The sequence below is a fragment of the Pseudoalteromonas sp. '520P1 No. 423' genome (assembly GCF_001269985.1).
Taxonomy (GTDB): Bacteria; Pseudomonadota; Gammaproteobacteria; order Enterobacterales; family Alteromonadaceae; genus Pseudoalteromonas.
This window is the reverse complement of the sequence record NZ_BBZB01000002.1, coordinates 349,219-365,709: the sequence shown is the minus strand read 5'-3', so window position 1 is coordinate 365,709 and position 16,491 is coordinate 349,219. Positions and strand designations below refer to the sequence as shown.

Annotated in this window: 15 protein-coding genes and 2 pseudogenes; 8 read left to right on the top strand and 9 right to left on the bottom strand. The window is 33.3% G+C overall.

Annotated features, from left to right (window positions below; genetic code table 11):
* The first annotated feature begins 150 nt into the window (after positions 1 to 150).
* The gene (locus PSA_RS20260; RefSeq protein WP_042146357.1) at positions 151 to 1,200 is read left to right on the top strand and encodes a hypothetical protein; all 1,050 of its coding nucleotides are present in this window, start codon (positions 151 to 153) and stop codon (positions 1,198 to 1,200) included.
* A gap of 73 nt (positions 1,201 to 1,273) precedes the next feature.
* Here the strand turns inward: PSA_RS20260 and PSA_RS25990 are convergent, their stop codons facing one another.
* From PSA_RS25990 to PSA_RS20250, 3 genes are all read right to left on the bottom strand, one after another.
* Entirely contained in the window at positions 1,274 to 1,516 is a 243-nt protein-coding gene (locus PSA_RS25990; protein ID WP_197276860.1) for a hypothetical protein, read from the bottom strand.
* 26 nt (positions 1,517 to 1,542) lie between these two features.
* Entirely contained in the window at positions 1,543 to 1,881 is a 339-nt protein-coding gene (locus PSA_RS25985) for a hypothetical protein (RefSeq protein ID WP_197276859.1), read from the bottom strand.
* A 354-nt stretch (positions 1,882 to 2,235) separates the two neighbouring features.
* Positions 2,236 to 2,535 carry a hypothetical protein gene (locus tag PSA_RS20250; protein WP_042146355.1) on the bottom strand — a complete coding sequence of 100 codons (300 nt, stop codon included), beginning with the start codon at positions 2,533 to 2,535 and terminating at the stop codon, positions 2,236 to 2,238.
* A 174-nt stretch (positions 2,536 to 2,709) separates the two neighbouring features.
* Here PSA_RS20250 and PSA_RS20245 point away from each other — a divergent pair, with 174 nt between their 5' ends.
* From PSA_RS20245 to PSA_RS20230, 4 genes are all read left to right on the top strand, one after another.
* On the top strand, positions 2,710 to 3,279 hold the full coding sequence (locus tag PSA_RS20245) for an SGNH/GDSL hydrolase family protein (RefSeq protein ID WP_042146354.1): 570 nt from the start codon (positions 2,710 to 2,712) through the stop codon (positions 3,277 to 3,279).
* Positions 3,280 to 3,640: 361 nt separating this feature from the next.
* Positions 3,641 to 5,479, top strand: coding sequence for a monovalent cation:proton antiporter-2 (CPA2) family protein (locus PSA_RS20240; protein ID WP_042146352.1), 1,839 nt, complete (start codon positions 3,641 to 3,643; stop codon positions 5,477 to 5,479).
* A 19-nt stretch (positions 5,480 to 5,498) separates the two neighbouring features.
* Positions 5,499 to 5,930, top strand: a complete 432-nt coding sequence (locus PSA_RS25450) for a GNAT family N-acetyltransferase (protein ID WP_042146350.1) — start codon at positions 5,499 to 5,501, stop codon at positions 5,928 to 5,930.
* A gap of 419 nt (positions 5,931 to 6,349) precedes the next feature.
* Positions 6,350 to 7,210 (top strand): PhzF family phenazine biosynthesis protein, encoded by an 861-nt coding sequence (locus PSA_RS20230; protein ID WP_042146348.1) that lies wholly within the window; start codon positions 6,350 to 6,352, stop codon positions 7,208 to 7,210.
* A 73-nt stretch (positions 7,211 to 7,283) separates the two neighbouring features.
* On the opposite strand, the pseudogene PSA_RS20225 reads toward PSA_RS20230, so the two are convergent.
* Positions 7,284 to 8,011: pseudogene (locus PSA_RS20225) on the bottom strand (transposase); the annotation flags it as partial.
* Positions 8,012 to 8,023: 12 nt separating this feature from the next.
* Here PSA_RS20225 and PSA_RS20220 point away from each other — a divergent pair.
* Entirely contained in the window at positions 8,024 to 8,437 is a 414-nt protein-coding gene (locus tag PSA_RS20220; protein ID WP_042146325.1) for a hypothetical protein, read from the top strand.
* A 409-nt stretch (positions 8,438 to 8,846) separates the two neighbouring features.
* Here the strand turns inward: PSA_RS20220 and PSA_RS20215 are convergent, their stop codons facing one another.
* The 3 genes from PSA_RS20215 to PSA_RS20205 all read right to left on the bottom strand — a co-directional run bounded on the left by PSA_RS20215 (position 8,847) and on the right by PSA_RS20205 (position 12,022).
* On the bottom strand, positions 8,847 to 9,266 hold the full coding sequence (locus tag PSA_RS20215; RefSeq protein ID WP_042146322.1) for a nuclear transport factor 2 family protein: 420 nt from the start codon (positions 9,264 to 9,266) through the stop codon (positions 8,847 to 8,849).
* A gap of 143 nt (positions 9,267 to 9,409) precedes the next feature.
* Positions 9,410 to 11,269: a methyl-accepting chemotaxis protein gene (locus PSA_RS20210; RefSeq protein WP_042146319.1), complete on the bottom strand. Its 1,860-nt coding sequence runs from the start codon at positions 11,267 to 11,269 to the stop codon at positions 9,410 to 9,412.
* Positions 11,270 to 11,575: 306 nt separating this feature from the next.
* A complete protein-coding gene (locus PSA_RS20205; protein WP_042146318.1) occupies positions 11,576 to 12,022 on the bottom strand; it encodes a hypothetical protein in 447 nt (148 codons plus the stop codon).
* 221 nt (positions 12,023 to 12,243) lie between these two features.
* Here PSA_RS20205 and PSA_RS20200 point away from each other — a divergent pair, with 221 nt between their 5' ends.
* Entirely contained in the window at positions 12,244 to 13,770 is a 1,527-nt protein-coding gene (locus PSA_RS20200; protein ID WP_042146316.1) for a hypothetical protein, read from the top strand.
* A gap of 66 nt (positions 13,771 to 13,836) precedes the next feature.
* On the opposite strand, the pseudogene PSA_RS20195 reads toward PSA_RS20200, so the two are convergent.
* Positions 13,837 to 14,079, bottom strand: a pseudogene (locus PSA_RS20195) (short-chain dehydrogenase); the annotation flags it as partial.
* A gap of 653 nt (positions 14,080 to 14,732) precedes the next feature.
* On the bottom strand, positions 14,733 to 14,963 hold the full coding sequence (locus PSA_RS20190) for a hypothetical protein (RefSeq protein WP_042146314.1): 231 nt from the start codon (positions 14,961 to 14,963) through the stop codon (positions 14,733 to 14,735).
* Positions 14,964 to 15,255: 292 nt separating this feature from the next.
* Here PSA_RS20190 and PSA_RS20185 point away from each other — a divergent pair, with 292 nt between their 5' ends.
* Complete coding sequence (locus PSA_RS20185) at positions 15,256 to 16,410, top strand: hypothetical protein (protein ID WP_042146311.1); 1,155 nt, start codon at positions 15,256 to 15,258, stop codon at positions 16,408 to 16,410.
* The last annotated feature ends 81 nt before the right edge of the window (positions 16,411 to 16,491 follow it).

Below are 16,491 nucleotides of genomic sequence, written 5' to 3'. Positions count from 1 at the left end.
AATGAACCATCAACATTTATAAGACTGAACGAGAACCGTTTTATGAAAATAAATGTTTGTTATCGTTTTTTGATATCGAATTTCATAGGCAATCAATATATTCTTTAACCAATGATTTCTGATAAATGATAGGTTAAGGAAAGCTGGATAATGAATTTTAAAAAGAAAATATGGCTTCCCTGCGCTGTTATTGCTGCTTTTTTGATTTGGCTTAGCTACACAAATGATAATAATATCAATCCTCCTACAAAAGATTTAATTATTCCAGAAGAAATTGACGAACAAGAAATTATTGATGAGTTTAATATTCATCAAGCTGAACAACCACTTATTGAACAAGTTGTATATGAAGAATACATGCTAGAGCAAGATTATATTGAGCAAGATAACTTTAACCCTAGCTTATGTGATTTGACTCAATGGAAAGAATATCAAAAAGAAGCGCTACCAGAAGTCATAAATAACCTAAGTGATGAATATCAACCTTATAAAGTAGTTGTCAGCGAAGACTTCATTATTACAATATACTCTGCCAATATGACATCATATTTTGAAAAACAATTTACTTTATTAATGAAAGGCGTACTGGCCTCATATACAAATTATTTAAATATAGATCTGACTAATAAAATTCATCTACATATGATTATTTCACAAAATAGGCAATCGTATTTAATACAAGCTGGCATTGATGGCTTTAACCCTAGTCGTTCGCAAGGTGTGTATTTTGGTCAACGAAACCTTGCTTTTGTGAGTTATCACAATGAAGAACAAGCAATAAAAACCGCGATACATGAAGCTGTACACGCTATAAATTTACATTTAGTAGGCATTACATCTCGCTCTTTTAATGAAGGAACAGCAGAATTTTTTGAAGACATTTCCATGACAGATGAAAACCAATTTCGTGTATTAATTTCAAATAAAAAACTAGCAACAGAACCTTACTTATTTAGTTTAATAATAAAAGACGATGAGTGGAAAAACTTAGATATCCCCAAGCTTTATTATAGTAGCTGGGCATGGTTAAGTTTTATGATGATGGAGTTTGATGCAAAATCGACACTTCAACAATATATAACAAAAGAGCAAGAGAACTTGTGTCGTGCATTATCTGAAGAAGAAGTACTTTCTCTTTGGCGGGAAAGTTACATTCAATTCGAGTCTGACTTTTGGACTTGGTTAGATCTAGATTATTGATAGTAACTATCGGCATAACCCATTAATGATGTTATGCCTATAGTTAGTTAGTTAGTTAGTTAGTAATTAAATATTACTTTTCAACTTTTACAAGTGTGCCTAAATCAGTATGACCAAAAGGCTTGGCGTAAATTTCTAGGTTTGTTACTTGTGAGTAGCTTAATTTGTTGTCAGAGATTTCGATATTCATTGTGAAACCCACCTTTTTTGCATTTTTAGTCATATAGCTTGACTCTGCTACACCGTTAGCTGGCGCTGTAAGTGTCATTTTACTACCTGCTTTACCTTCAGCGACTACACATGTTGCACGTGGCACACAAAAGAGTTATGAACAGTTTTGTTTTATGCATCATAAATAAAGTAACCACGTTGATCATGAAACTTATTACCTGTGCTTTTTTTAAATACTTCTTGCTTGCAGTAAACAGCTGTTAAGTATTGGTCGCTTGCATTTGTCGTATCAGCTGCAACTTCAAATGTTATGGTTTCAAAATAAGCTTCAACTGCCGGGCCGCCCTTACCTGCTTTAGAACCTTCTTGACCAGGAGTCATATCAAAACCGCCTGTTGGCGCTGACTTACATGAACCAATCAGTGGTTTTAATGGACCTAGCTCTAATTGAGTTTGAACATTAAGTGATAGACATAATGCTAATAGAGGAATTGATGCTAATTTATTCATGATATTGCTCATTTGGTAATTTAATCGGCGCGCAGTATAGTGCACTGGTATTTGAATATATAAATGGCTTTAATTGATGTGTACCATCGATTAAATTGGATTGATTATTACAGTCTTAATAATAATGTAAATTATTGATAATTATTGCTGTTTTCTATGATTTTTTTGAGGCGGATGTTACTTTTTGTGTGCTGGTTTGTTATGTGATGACTATTTGGTTACAGATTACTCTTTTATAAATTTCCAAGTATCTGCACCATCAAACAAACGAATGTTAATCGATTCTAAAACCTCAATGTAATGGCGGTAAATAAAGTAATCATATTTAGTGATAAATATTTATTGAAATGAGTATTAAATATCTAAGTCTATATCGATTGAGCCATCTTTCCCTTTAAATATACGACCTAATATTCTGAATAACCAAAATATAAGCTCAACGGGAAACTCTATTATTAACTCAAGTACATCTAAAAACTGGCTTTCTTGCTCTCTTTGCCCACGCTTTTTACTTGGCCAAATCAAAAAAGCGGTCGCAAAAGTTAAAATTGCACCTAGAACATATTCCCATTGGTTCGTATCAAAAATTAAATATATTAATGTAATACCAAATATAAAAAATACAAGCGCTATCGCCTCCCTCATCACTTCCATGCTTATCTTCCTTAGGCTTTTTAACTTATCACTAATAACTTATATCTATGAAATAGTTACTGAATGATTTAGAGTTTAAGAATATACCTTATTTTATACGAATGGGTATATGGTTTTGATTATCTAGGTGGCAGGCCTTTTGATTACATGGCATAAAATAAACAAAGAGAACAAATGAACATTTCATTAATTGGTGATTCTATAAGAATGCACTCACAAGATTATACTGTTGAAAATTTACCAATAGATTGGTTTGTGAATTTTCCATTAGAAAACTGTGAGTCATCAAATAAAATTGTTACTCATATTTCAAAGTGGCTCTGCGAACCTTGTGACATTATTCATATCAATTGTGGTCTGCATGATATCAGATTTAATCAAGGTGCAAGTCAAAAGGTGTCTTCAATAACGCAATATCAAGCTAACTTAAAAATCATATTCGATTATTTATCTCGCTTAAATTGCAAAGTTATTTGGGCAACAAGCACGCCATTTAATGAGAATGTTCATAATCAACATAAAGAATCTAAACGCTATTTAGCTGATGTTATTGAATATAATCAAGTGTCTTGTAAGCTGGCTCGTGAATATGATTTTACCATAAATGATTTATATGAGCAGTTAACTGATATAGGTTACGACAATTTATTACTTGATGATGGATTACATTTTAATAAATCCGGTAACGCCTTAATTGGCCAGCTTGTTTCAGAATCTATTTGGGCGTGTAGCCGTTATAAATAAAATATTCAGATATAAATTTCTGTGATAGTTAAGCTTTAAAGGAGCTTTATCGTGTCTGCAATACAAATTAGCCGATTTTTATTAAGCTTTAGCTGGATTTATCATGGCCTTTTCCCTAAGTTAATTCATATCGCACCGCTTGAAAACCCATGACAGCGAGCATGGGTTTTGCTGATGAAACTTCTTACCTCATTACTAAATTAGCAGGTGTTGGCGAAATTATTTTTGGCCTCGTTATTTTCTTTTTTTATCAGTCTCGATTTATTTTACTTAGCAATATAAAACAGATTAACAATAAGTAAATTAAACACTAAGCTGTAATAAGAGTTCGAAATATACACATTAAAGGTGATGTTTTATTATGTTAGAGATGGCGGTAATTTATTTAGTCGCAGCAATCATTGCGGTACCCGTTGCAAAGCGCTTAGGTTTAGGTTCAGTTTTAGGCTATCTATTAGCGGGTATTTTAATAAGCCCTAACCTTTTAGGATTAGTGGGTGATCAAACCAGCGTAATGCATTTTGCTGAATTTGGTGTTGTTATGATGCTGTTTTTAGTTGGTTTAGAGCTACAGCCTGCAAGGCTTTGGAAGTTACGGCATTCCATTTTAGGTTTAGGTGGGTTACAGGTAACGCTGACAACAGGTATTATTTTTGCTGTTTGTTTTTATACATTAGATTTAGTTTGGCAAACATCTCTGGCTATCGGCCTTATGCTTGCCTTATCTTCTACCGCAATTGTTTTACAGACCTTGACTGAAAAAGGTTGGATCAAACAAGATGCCGGACAAAATTCATTTTCAGTTTTACTTTTTCAAGATATTGCGGTGATCCCTATTCTTGCGGTTGTACCTTTACTTGCTTTTAAAGACATTACAAAGAGTAGTACAGATAGCCATAATTTGATTGCACACTTGCCTATATATGGCCAAGTCACAGTGTCGCTTGTGGTGATCGCTTCTATTATATTGGCAGGAAAATATATCTCCGCGCCATTATTTCGTTACATTGCAGAAACCCGCTTAAGAGAAATTTTTACCATTACAGCATTATTCTTGGTCGTTGCAATCGCTTTAATAATGGAACGTATTGGTTTATCGCCAGCGCTTGGCACCTTTTTAGCTGGGGTGGTATTAGCCGAAAGTGAATTTAGGCATGAGCTAGAAGTTGATATAGAACCCTTTAAAGGGTTATTACTCGGACTATTTTTTATTACTGTAGGCGCATCAATCGACTTCCCGTTATTATTTGATAAATTTGCGTTTGTTTCTTTAGCTGTATGTGGACTGATTTTAATAAAAGCATGTGTTTTATTCTTACTTGCTAATATTTTTAAAATGAAATCAGATCAAAAGTTATTGTTTACTTTGGCGTTAGCACAAGGTGGGGAGTTTGCGTTTGTGCTCTTATCTCTTACAAGTGGATTGTTAGTTACAAGTCCTGAACAAACTAAGTTATTAACCTTAATCGTTGCAATATCTATGCTGTGTGCACCTTTAATTTTAATGATGTATGAAAAATCTTTATCAAGAACAACTAATAAGGCACCTGAATTTGATGCTGTAGAAAATATGGAACCTACTAAAAATGTGATCATTGCAGGTTATGGCCGTTTTGGCCAGATAGTTGGCAGACTGTTAACAGCGCAAGGTTATCATTTATCTATTTTAGACCATAGTCCAAGCCAAGTTGAATTATTAAGGCGGTTTGATAATAAAGTATTTTATGGCGATGCTGCACGCCAAGATTTACTTGAAGCCTCTGGTGCTAAAGAAGCCAAAATTATTGTTATTGCCATAGATGAGCCAGATAAAACTCTAGAAATTGTCGAGTTAGTTCATAAACATTATCCAAAACTTAAAATATTCGCTCGTGCTACTGATAGGCGCCATGCTTATGAACTCATGCATTTAGGCGTAACTTGCTTTAAACGTGAGACTTTTGATTCTGCAGTGAATTTAGGTATAGAAGCCTTAATGGTTTTAGGTAATGATAAAGCCGATGCAACTAGAGCCGGCAAAATATTCACAGAACATGATAATGAATCTTTGCGGATCTTAGCCGATGTATGGGGTGACGATAAAAGTTATGGCATAGCCGTAAAACAAAGAATGGAAGACTTAAAACAAGTGCTTGATAACGATAGAGCACAGCAAACTAAGCTGAACTCTTGCCAGCAACAATCAAAACAAAAACAATGATAATGTATATAAGGGTTTTATGACAGACGATAACAATACCTATAATTATAAGGTTTATTTTGATGCGCCAAGTGTTGAAGAATTTAATAAATTAAGAAATATCATAGGTTGGGGAGATATTGACTTTGATATGGCTCAAATGAGTTTAGATAATAGTCTTTTTCATGTAACCATAAGAGCTAATAAGCAACTGATAGCCATGGGTCGTATTGTTGGTGATGGCGCTATGTATTTTTATGTTCAAGATATAGTTGTTCATCCTGAATATCAAAAACGTGGTTTAGGGCATAAAGTAATGCAGTATATTGAAAGTTACTTATCTAGTACCACTAAAAAAGGCGCTACGATAGGTTTACTTTCAGCTAAAGGAAAAGAAGGCTTTTATGAGCGCTTTGGTTATATACAAAGGCCAAATGACATATTAGGTAATGGCATGTGTAAGTTTATTTAAATCCTATTGATGAGTGTAAAGGGGCTTAACAAAATTTGATTATGGGTTTTAAAAGCAGTTAAGAGCCTATTGCGGTCATTAGATTTTTTACTTTCCACAATGATTAAAAATAGAAACCGAACAGTCACTAAACTAGCGTTTATTGTTAATTTTTGTATGCTTTTCCATAAATTATTTCATAACATCAGAATCATCGCACGGTTTGATATTTTGTAGCGCACGCTTTGTCTTGTTGGTAAAAAATAAAAGCTGTAAAATGAGTTGCATACGGATATATGCTCCTAGATAACAGGCACATATAAATTACAAAGCGTGAAAGCACACTTTATTTAGTTAAAAATTTTAATTTATATTAAGAGGTCTAACCTGATAAGTGTGTGTGCCGTTTATACAAATGTTATACGGGGAAAAAGGTGTTGGTGAATATCGAAGTTAATTTGGTCAGCTCATTTACAGTAAATGGCAAAGGCGGAAATCCTGCAGGTGTTGTTTTGAATTCAGACAAGCTATCGGATGCTCAAAAATTGAAAATTTCACAAGCTGTAGGGTATTCAGAAACGGCTTTTGTTTCCAGTGATGATGAAGCTGATTATGAAGTTTCTTTCTTTACAACAACAGGCGAAGTTGACTTTTGTGGACACGCTACGCTAGCAACTTTTTCTACTTTGTACCAAAAGGGCATTCTAACAGCAGGCTCTTATGTTCAACGTACGAAGGTTGGAATGTTAACAGTGACCATCGAACCAAGTGGTAAGGTAATAATGGAGCAGCAATTACCTCAAAAATTAGATTGTTTTTCATACCAAGAAATTTCAAATGTTATTGGCATTAAAAGTAGTATACTAGAAAGCACTAAATTACCTATTGAAGTTATTTCAACAGGTCTACCTGATGTGATTATTCCTGTTCCTTATGGATATTTAGATATAATAAAACCAGATGACGAACTTATCGCTAACTTTTGTGAAAAGCATAAAGTTGTTGGTTTTCATGTTTTTGAACTTTGTGGTTCTGAAAGTAAACTTACAGCAAGCTGTCGTAATTTTGCTCCCTTGTTTGGTATCTCAGAAGAATCAGCTACGGGTAGCTCTAGTGGTGCTTTAGCGTGTTATCTTACAGAGCATTTAGCCTTGGGAAGTGACTATGTTTTTGAGCAAGGTAGAGTTATGGATTGTACCTCAATAATTACAGCATCTGTTAAATCTGATAACTCTACTTTAATCAATGTAAAAGTTGGTGGCTTTGCAAGTAATATTGGTACGGTGGTAATCCCCGTATAATCGGGTAGCCGGAGGTCTCTCACCTCCAGCCCCCATACCAGCCATCATGCGGGACCGCAATGGGCTGTTCATCCTCTGTAATGAATCTTGCAGCAATTAAGAACCTGATTCGCGCATAGCTTGTATTGCTTTAACGATAGGGTAATAACGCCACTGCTTAACTTGATGTTCAAGTTCGTTAACTAAGCGAGCTAAGCGTTTCATTCGTTCATCAATCGTATGTAGCATCTCTTGTAAAACAATATGCTGTGCGGGGTGAGGTAAGATTAACTCATTTAACCAGCGTAGATGTTTAAGGGATCAATTGGCAGTACCGTCATAACAGATATTATTTCTTAATAAAAAGCCTTTTAATTGGCAGCGAGCATGGTTTAAATCATTAGTTGCAGTTTGTCGTGCCCGAGATAAATCACGAACAGCTTCATCTTCAGCCTCAGGTACGTAAATGATTGGAATATCATTCATTTTAAGTAAGTGTGCTAATTTCATAGCATCTTTACGGTCGGTTTTAACTTTTTCACCTGGTTTTTTAGGTAAAAGAAAAGGTGCGACGACATAGCAACAATGACCAAGACTAGTCAATAATCGATAAATCCAATATCCACAAGGACCGACCTCGTAAACAAAATGAAGGGTCGCTTGTGGATATTTGGATTGGAAATCACGGGCCATTTTTATGACAGAAGATTTAGCACTAGAAATGCGACCATCATGTATCACGTGATTATCACGACCATCTAACTCATATGCGACTTCAAAAAATTCTTTATGAGTATCTAATCCAATGAAAACTATGCTAATGTTGTTATAACAATGGGATTAATTGTTAATCTTGAACTGTTAACTGATGAATTAATAAAATATTTCTGGCCATTGCATATTATTGCAATGGTGCTTGGGTTTATTATGATATTTAGCTTAATAAAAGATCATACATCTTTGGTTAAGTTATTTGATCCACTTTTGCCTAAGCAATCCTTTATTAAGTTTCTTGTTAAAGGTCTTGTCGCTATAGTTGTTCAGTTAGTTTTGTTATTAACAATTATGTCTCCGATGATTTATAGTTTTAGTGCCATACCAATATTTGCTCCAGAGAATACACCTTTTAAAGAAGGGGCAATATTTCAAGGTTTTATATTAATTTGGCTACTGTTTTTCTCAATGGAATTTTTATACTTTTGGCTAGTGAAAAGCTTAACTGAACATTTGGTGCAAAAGTATAGCTAACAAGAGACTATGGTGTGAATATCGCCATATCTTAGTCTATTTTTAGAGTCAACTGAATGTCCGCAATGTCGGAAATGAGCCATTAAAAAGATTAAACGACTTAACTCCCCTCTAAAACCTGATAATGTCTTTCTACATTACTTGTAACTTCCCCCCTTTTAGATTGCTTAACCCTTTGCTGATGAATTTCAAATGCGGCTTGGTTTATAAATTCTTCGTAAACATGGAATTTATTACGGTTGCTGTGATCTTAAGTTACTTTAAATACAAGGTTACCTGACTCATTTTTAGTTAATTTTATATGTGTTAACAGGGCTGTTTTTTACAGCTTCCAAATCTTCGTTAGGTACTATGACATAGCCTTTGAGTATGATTTTAGGCATGTGCTTTTCTCCAAATTAAAGGCTAGTTACTTTTGTATTTTTGTATATACCTTATTTATTATTTTCCATTGGCCATCATTTTTGATTAAAGTGAGATAATCAATATACATCCAAGTGCCCATATCCCAATGTGCCTTTACTAAAGCTGCATCATTTTCTATATCAATAGATATGATTTTAGTTGTATGTTTTCCTGGCTTATCGGTACTAAAAAAGCCAAGGAAAGTTTCCATATCATATCTTTGTAACTTACCATTTGAGTTACCTTGTACTAATGCGTCTGAATGAAAGGCTTTCGAAATCCTTTGTGAATCACCTAATACACTACCTTCAAGGTAGTTGTTAACCGTTTTCGTAATTGCTATTTTAGGTGTTTCATCATGGTGGCTGCCATGGGAAAGGCAATTAAAGCTAACAATAGATAATAATAAAAAGAGTAATTTCATTAAATAAATCTTGTATGGATTTTAGGGATTAATACCATAGCATAAAGAGAGATATTTGAACTAACTAATAAGTTTTAATTGGAACTTGCGAATAAAAGAGATTTTTAATCACTTCCATGTGATTGTTGAAATGGAAATTTCTATCAAATAATAAAGCGATCTAACTCTTTACGTAAGATGTTAGATTGATTAGATAAATCTTTACTCATTACCTGTGTTTGTGCAACTGACTCTTCTGATTGTTCTGCAACATCTCTGATTGAAACTACATGTTTATTAACTTCAGATGCGACTTGGCTTTGTTCTTCAATCGCAACAGCAATGGCGGTATTCATATCATTAATGCTTGAAACATCTTGATTAATTTCAGCCAATAAGTGCCCTGCTGAACTTGCTTGTTTTGCGCTTTCTTGTCCTTGTACTAAACACTCAGCCATAAGTATAACAATGGTTTTTGTTTTCTCTTGCAGTGTATTAATTATTTTTTCAATTTCTTGAGTTGAATCTTGGGTGCGACTGGCGAGTGTTCTTACCTCATCTGCAACAACAGCAAAACCACGGCCCTGCTCCCCTGCTCTAGCGGCCTCTATAGCGGCATTTAGTGCAAGTAAGTTAGTTTGATCAGCAATGCTACGGATCACATCTAACACGCTTGCTATGGTTTCACTATCTTTAGCAAGTTCTTGCACAGAAGTTTCTGAACTGTTTAATTTTTCGGATAAAACTTCAATTTGATGGATGGTTTGATCAACTGCACTTTTGCCATTTTCAGAGTTTTTAAAAGTGACCTTAGCTTTATTTGCGGCTTCATGTGTATTGTGTGCGATTTCTTCGACAGTACATGCCATTTGAGTTGCAGCAGATGCAACCATATCTGTCTCTTGTGTTTGAGAAGCGATACCTTGATTTGTGATCTCTATGGTATCCGCCAAATGTGCAGTTGTGCTATTTACAGAGCCAACAGATTGATCAACTTCTTTAACTAAGTTTCTAAAGTTGCTTATCATGGTGTTAAATGCTTGCGCCATTTCTGACAGTTCATCTTTTGTATTGGTATTAACTGTGATAGTTAGGTCATTATTTTCGGCTGCTTTTTCTATAAAAGCCTTGAATTTCGTGATCGCAGTTAAAATACTTTTACTATTTAACCAAGCAAAAGTGATTGAAATAATTAAAACTAAAATAAATAGCAGGTAGCCTAAAAATTTATTGTGTTGTGCATTATAAGTTATCGCCTGATCGCTGATTTTTATTAAATCAGTAAGTACACCATCTACTTGATGTACTAAGCTTCTCATTTCTTTTTGTAATCCACTATTTTGATTTAATCCTAAAATGGCTTGCTCATTAACTAAGTTTATAAATGCATCTTGATAATTTTCAAGACGTTCAACTATCTGATTTTTATCATAAGTCGTTAAGTTGCTACTTTTTACTTCCAGACTCATTTGCGCTAAGTTATTTTTAAAGCGATTAACGTACTTTTGATCTAAGCGAAGCATAAAGTCTTTTTCATTTCTTCTTAGTTGAAGCATTTGGGCTAATAATTGATAATTTTTAGAGCCTAAAATAGATTCAACTTGATGGACTTGCTCTCTTAATTTTCCATACAACCCATCTTTAGGATGTAAACCAATACGTTTTTGGGAAGTTACAATTTGATTAAAGTAATCATCATATTCATTCAATATCTTTTGTAATGCATCGATTTCGTTAATCGTAATATCTTTATTATTAAATGACTCTTTTAATGTCTTAATTCTCTGCTCTAAACTTGTAATTTTAGAACCAAATTTCTCTGTATATTTTAGATCTTTACGTAAGAAAAAGTCTTTTTCATTGCGCCTTAACTGTAAAAATGAAGATTCGATATCTCCAATTTGTTTAGTTACTTGTAAATCATCATGAAACGATGAAGAAGCAATAGATGCAAGTATTAACATGGCAAACATACTTACAACTAATATCGCTGTATTTAAAATTAACTTATGCTTTATTAACATAAAATTCCTTGAACATATTACGTACCGATAACGGGTGACCAATAAAGGCGCGATTGTATACTAACTGTCATTAAAGTGTAATATTTCTTTAATATTAAATGTTTAGTGATTTTATGCGACAAGCGTTTTTGGGGACGATTAAACTTTGTGTATTAATAAAGCGGAGGATGATTTTTTTCATAGTTAGTGCTTGCTTACTCACAAGGAGTGCAAGAATTTTATTGAGTAAATCCGAGTTGATTGAGGTAATTCTGATATACCATTTGAGAGTAATTTAGCTTGCTCCAATGGTTGTGCTACTTCTTTCTAGTGTTTACTACGCAATACAGCTTGTTTGTATTCACTGCCTAATAACAATATTGCTCTTTGATAAGAGACTACTGACTTTTCGTTTAGATCTGATATTGAATTAATTGTGTAATATTTTGATTTAAGTGAGATAGCGACATCTGAATATGCAAATACGGGTTGTGTTATACATCCTTGAATTTCTTTTTGAGTAAATATATTTGCTGCACCGTCTATGGTGTGAACATTGAGTTCTCGTACTAAGCGGGCATTAGAAAACATATAGCGATAGCTAATTTTTCTGTGTGGCAGATAAGTATATACACTATCAATTAAATCTTTAAAGAGTGCTGGCTTTCCTTGCTCTGAAAACAAAGGTTCAAAATTTCCAAGTGCGATTGTTAAGTCTTTTGCGTGAGTAGTTGCCGAAAAAAAGCATGTTGTAAGCGTAAAATAAGAAGCCAATTTAGTATTTTTTTCATTTTTCCCTGATCTAATACTAAATGCGTATTATTATCTATTCTGTCGTAATATCCGTAAATTTGTAATCTTTTTTTGATTAAAAGCTAAATATTAAAGAATTAATTGCATTTCATATGCGATAAGTTAAGGTTAAGAAAGTGTTATTTAATAGCATGTGAAGTTCATATAATACGTACCGTTTAGGCTGTAAGCAAAATAACGAAATGAAAAATAATAAAAACAAATGGCAATTGTCAACATATCAAACTCAAAGGCTTTCTGCGATCCCTAGCATGGCCAGTGCTGTGTCTAAAAAAATATCTTCTTTTATGTCTGCTCATCGAAAAATGGTTGATGAAGCAAGTACTTTTTTTACAACATATAAAACTGATTTATTAAAGCTCAAAAAATTAAAGAAAAACTTAGCAAATTATAGTGAGCAGATAGATATCATTAATGACTATAAAAAGGAACACGGTAAGTTACCACAAATCGTTAATCAAAATTCTACGGATAAATATCTCTCTCAGCTATACAAGTTAGAACAGCAATTAAAAGCAGAATATAAATTATTGCACTCTAAAATATTGCAAGAAAAAATCAATCGTTTTGAAGCATTAGACCACTTAACGGATAATATGCTTGATTTACTTAATAATCAGCGCACTTTTAGTCAATTTTTAGGCACTATTGTTTTATCTACACCGCTTCCTGATGAAGAGGTTCGTTGTATTAGAAATGAAAAATTTAAACCTATTTACATTGCTGGGTTAGTAGTTGCGTTATTTGAAGAGGTGAGGGTCACTCGAGATTTTAACAATGCATATCTAAATGAAACGATGCAAGATATGTTTGATAATAATACCGATAGTTTTATGGCATTGGAGCAAAATGGGCTATCAAATGAAGTGATGGCACAGTATAGAGAAGATGTTTTAAAACCAATTGCGAAGGCTGCATTATTACATTCTATAGGAAGTTACGCGCCAGAAGCACAAGAGATTTTTGCAGGTGATCGTTATCGAATGCTGAGTGTGAAAGAAAGATCTACACTCATTGAGACTGTAAGATTAAAATCAATTGATTATTTTAAATTAGGTATAGGGATCCCGCAAAGAAAAGCCAATACTCAAGAAGAAAAGCTCGAATACACACAATTTGAACAAAAAAAATTGTCTTTTATATTATCTTTTTTTGAAAAAGAAAATAATGATAATAGTGAATTGCATAAGCTGCTTCGCATTCCACTTATTTACTCTTCTTTTATGGTTTCAACTAAACCTGAGTTTAATTATAAAAAAATATATACCGCATATGATACTTTGAAAGAAAGTGCGATGAATAAACAAATAGATCCAATTTTTACTAACTTGTTTTTATCTATGGTCGGGTATTTTCCACTTGGAAGCGGAATTTATTTTATAAGCCAAGAAACACATATGATAGAAAAAGGCATTGTTTCTTCGTTATATCCAAAAAACCCTCATGAGCCTATTTGTAAACAAATAACCCGCCAACAAATAAAATCTATGAGCCAAAAAGAGGTGATAGTTTCACCTAATACGAATGTCTTTTTTGCTAAGACACGATTGAAATCGGAGTTTGAACCTGAATTTTATACCCTCAAATATAAAAATACTTATACTTGGAATGCAAATGAAGTCTGGGAAGTACAAATCCCTGCTTTAGAGTTTTGGCGAAAAGATGGTACTAGTAAAAATAATAATCAGTTAATTAATCGAATAACTTAACCTAATACCGATTCCGATAATAAAATGACCAGTTAATTAACGGAAATGGTATCGTTAGTTAGCAAGTTACCAAGGTAATACTTCACCATTTGAATGTCTAAATACGCCTGAAGCTTTCAATGTCAGTTCATCAATTAATTGTGTAATGCGAATTGCAGCAACATCAGCACTGATATCGCCATTATTGTTCACCATATCTGTTTGTACATAACCTGGATGGTAAATGCCAACCGCCACTTTATCTTGCTCTAAATCTTTAGCTAACGACATTCCTGCAGCATTGAGTGCCGCTTTTGACATTCTGCAACCTTTACTCAAATTGCATTTTGTAGATTTTAGGTGGGTGGGTGGGTTTAACTTGTTAATATATAGGCCATTAATCACTGGTTATATGTATTTATACCAAGGAATAAATATCTACAGTAGATATTTATTTAATCTTAATTAATTATAAGAATATGAACTTTTGTTACAATAAAATTGTAGATAAAAATATACGCTCAAAACATAACGATGCTAAAGTTGAAAACAGTTTTTTACGCTAATAATGTTATATTGCAATATTAGGGGGATAAGATTTTTATGATATCAGTGTATTCTAGCCGAAGATGATAAAATGTAATGTCCCGTAAATAAGCCTTTTACTAATACTTGTTTTTTTGTAATTACTGTACTCCCTGTACCGCTATAATGTGATAATACAACCGAAAATTAATAGTGTTTATCATCACTATTAAGCTTGAAATACGCCACTATAGTGACAATAAACACTATTACGTAAACAACCTATTCTGGCTGAAATCAACAATATATAACGGAAGTCACTTAGCAAAGGTTCTCTACTTGAAAATTAGCCAACCACTGAATTTGCGTACTGTCCTGTGTATTTAATTCCAATGCCCACATATCATTATTTGGGTGTGCAGGTGTAGGTAGAGGCTACAATTTAGATGTAAGAATAATCATAGCCTTTCTAATGGGTGTAATAACAACTCTCGAAGGTATTGTAATGGTACAATTCCATGAGGGTCTGCATAATGTGTTTTAATTAAATAGCGGTACTCAAGTCGGAAATATAGAATGCGTTTATTTGTTTTTACTTTTTCATGATGCAATTTACGGTAGCATGCAAATGCAGCATATAACGATGTAATTAAAACCCCAATTACAGCAGCGAGCATCCTTCCATCCATAGTTTAATCCATTAATTTAACTATCTTTTATCCTGAAACATTATAAATTTTAAAGTCTTAAATACATAAAAACAAATATCTAGATTGCAATCTTAGAATAATAACTATATTCTTTCAATCAAGGCGCTAGCCACACTTGCACGCGAGTGAAAAATAGCAACCATCATCGAAAGATTTAAAATTAGTGATTCATGTATTTTGTAAACATTACGCAGCTTGAGAAGTCAGCCGTAATCGCGTGTGGTATTGATTGCCAGTAGATTTCTGCCTCAAGCATATGGATATGTTTATAATGAATATTAAAACTTTAGTACACACTCTACATTCAGCATTACTTCAAGAAAGTCTTAAAACTAAGAAAGCCCACCTTTATGAACTTGTATCAGCTTATTATGGGTATGGAAGTTATGCTGCATTTCAAGCATGTAATGACCCATTAAAAAAAATAACACCACGAGAAAAAGAGCAGTCGCAAAAGCAAAGTTTTGAACGGGCATTAAACTTAAATTATAAAACTGCTACTGCATTAAAAATTACTCAATCTATTAGTGATCTGAATCACTCTTTCGAAAAGCCTGCCTTGGAAAACATAGCTTATTATTTAAAAAGCTTAAATGAAGCTATTTACTTTGATGAATTAGAGCAATTTAATGACGTTAAGGAAATAACACGACTTCACTCTGACTTTATCAACCAATTAAAGGTATTAATTAAGCAAGATTCAACTGATGCTATTTTGTGCGCTTTAGTGCTTTGTACTAGTGTGTTAAGTTTCTACGAAAGTGATTCTGATAATCGAGCTGGAGAATATTGGCATAATAAAAAGCTTTCTGGAGAGCAACTTTCATCATTTCAAAATACAATAGCCGACAATTTTAAAGCAATGAAATTATATAAAGTGTTCTTAAGTGAAATAACTCATGAAACAGAAAACTTTAAAACCTGTAACTTGAACAAACCTCAATCAATCAAACCTTTTATAGATATTTTCGGCTCCAATCATAACTCTAAATGGACAAGTATATTTCAAGAATCTCCCCATTTAGTGATTAAATCATTAGATTATTTATTTGAAAATGAACTTTTAAAACATTCAGCTGAATTTTATGATTTGTATACAAGCTGGTATGTTCTTACCTTATTAAATCATCCTTCAAAGGAATCTATTGCTTTTTATATGGATAATAGTGAATCATATTTTGATGTAGATGAATCAACACTTAATACTTCTATGTCTGATAACGAAAAGTGGTTTTGGTACTATTACGGACTACAAAACGGCTTCGATATTACTCAAGATGAACATATTGCAATTAATAGTTATACAGGTGAAGAGTGGGATGGATACGGGCCTCTAGAGGTCGGTGGCTATGATGGATTAAACTTACCCGAAATATCTGAAAAAGCTAAATTAAAAATGCAAAAATATGCCGATTCAGTTTCCTAAAACTGATGAAAGGGCTTCCCTATTTTAGCTTTAAATTATATTGCTACGAATTATCAATGCCTAGCAATTATGGGAAGTCCA

What these genes read in the sequence shown, in the direction of transcription:
- PSA_RS20210 (WP_042146319.1), bottom strand. Translation starts at nt 11,269, where the DNA reads ATGTTAATAAAGCATAAGTTAATTTTAAATACAGCGATATTAGTTGTA.
- PSA_RS20200 (WP_042146316.1), top strand. Translation starts at nt 12,244, where the DNA reads ATGAAAAATAATAAAAACAAATGGCAATTGTCAACATATCAAACTCAA.
- PSA_RS20260 (WP_042146357.1), top strand. Translation starts at nt 151, where the DNA reads ATGAATTTTAAAAAGAAAATATGGCTTCCCTGCGCTGTTATTGCTGCT.
- PSA_RS20245 (WP_042146354.1), top strand. Translation starts at nt 2,710, where the DNA reads ATGAACATTTCATTAATTGGTGATTCTATAAGAATGCACTCACAAGAT.
- PSA_RS20190 (WP_042146314.1), bottom strand. Translation starts at nt 14,963, where the DNA reads ATGGATGGAAGGATGCTCGCTGCTGTAATTGGGGTTTTAATTACATCG.
- PSA_RS25985 (WP_197276859.1), bottom strand. Translation starts at nt 1,881, where the DNA reads ATGAATAAATTAGCATCAATTCCTCTATTAGCATTATGTCTATCACTT.
- PSA_RS20220 (WP_042146325.1), top strand. Translation starts at nt 8,024, where the DNA reads ATGGGATTAATTGTTAATCTTGAACTGTTAACTGATGAATTAATAAAA.
- PSA_RS20250 (WP_042146355.1), bottom strand. Translation starts at nt 2,535, where the DNA reads ATGGAAGTGATGAGGGAGGCGATAGCGCTTGTATTTTTTATATTTGGT.
- PSA_RS20215 (WP_042146322.1), bottom strand. Translation starts at nt 9,266, where the DNA reads ATGAAATTACTCTTTTTATTATTATCTATTGTTAGCTTTAATTGCCTT.
- PSA_RS20185 (WP_042146311.1), top strand. Translation starts at nt 15,256, where the DNA reads ATGAATATTAAAACTTTAGTACACACTCTACATTCAGCATTACTTCAA.
- PSA_RS20240 (WP_042146352.1), top strand. Translation starts at nt 3,641, where the DNA reads ATGTTAGAGATGGCGGTAATTTATTTAGTCGCAGCAATCATTGCGGTA.
- PSA_RS25450 (WP_042146350.1), top strand. Translation starts at nt 5,499, where the DNA reads ATGACAGACGATAACAATACCTATAATTATAAGGTTTATTTTGATGCG.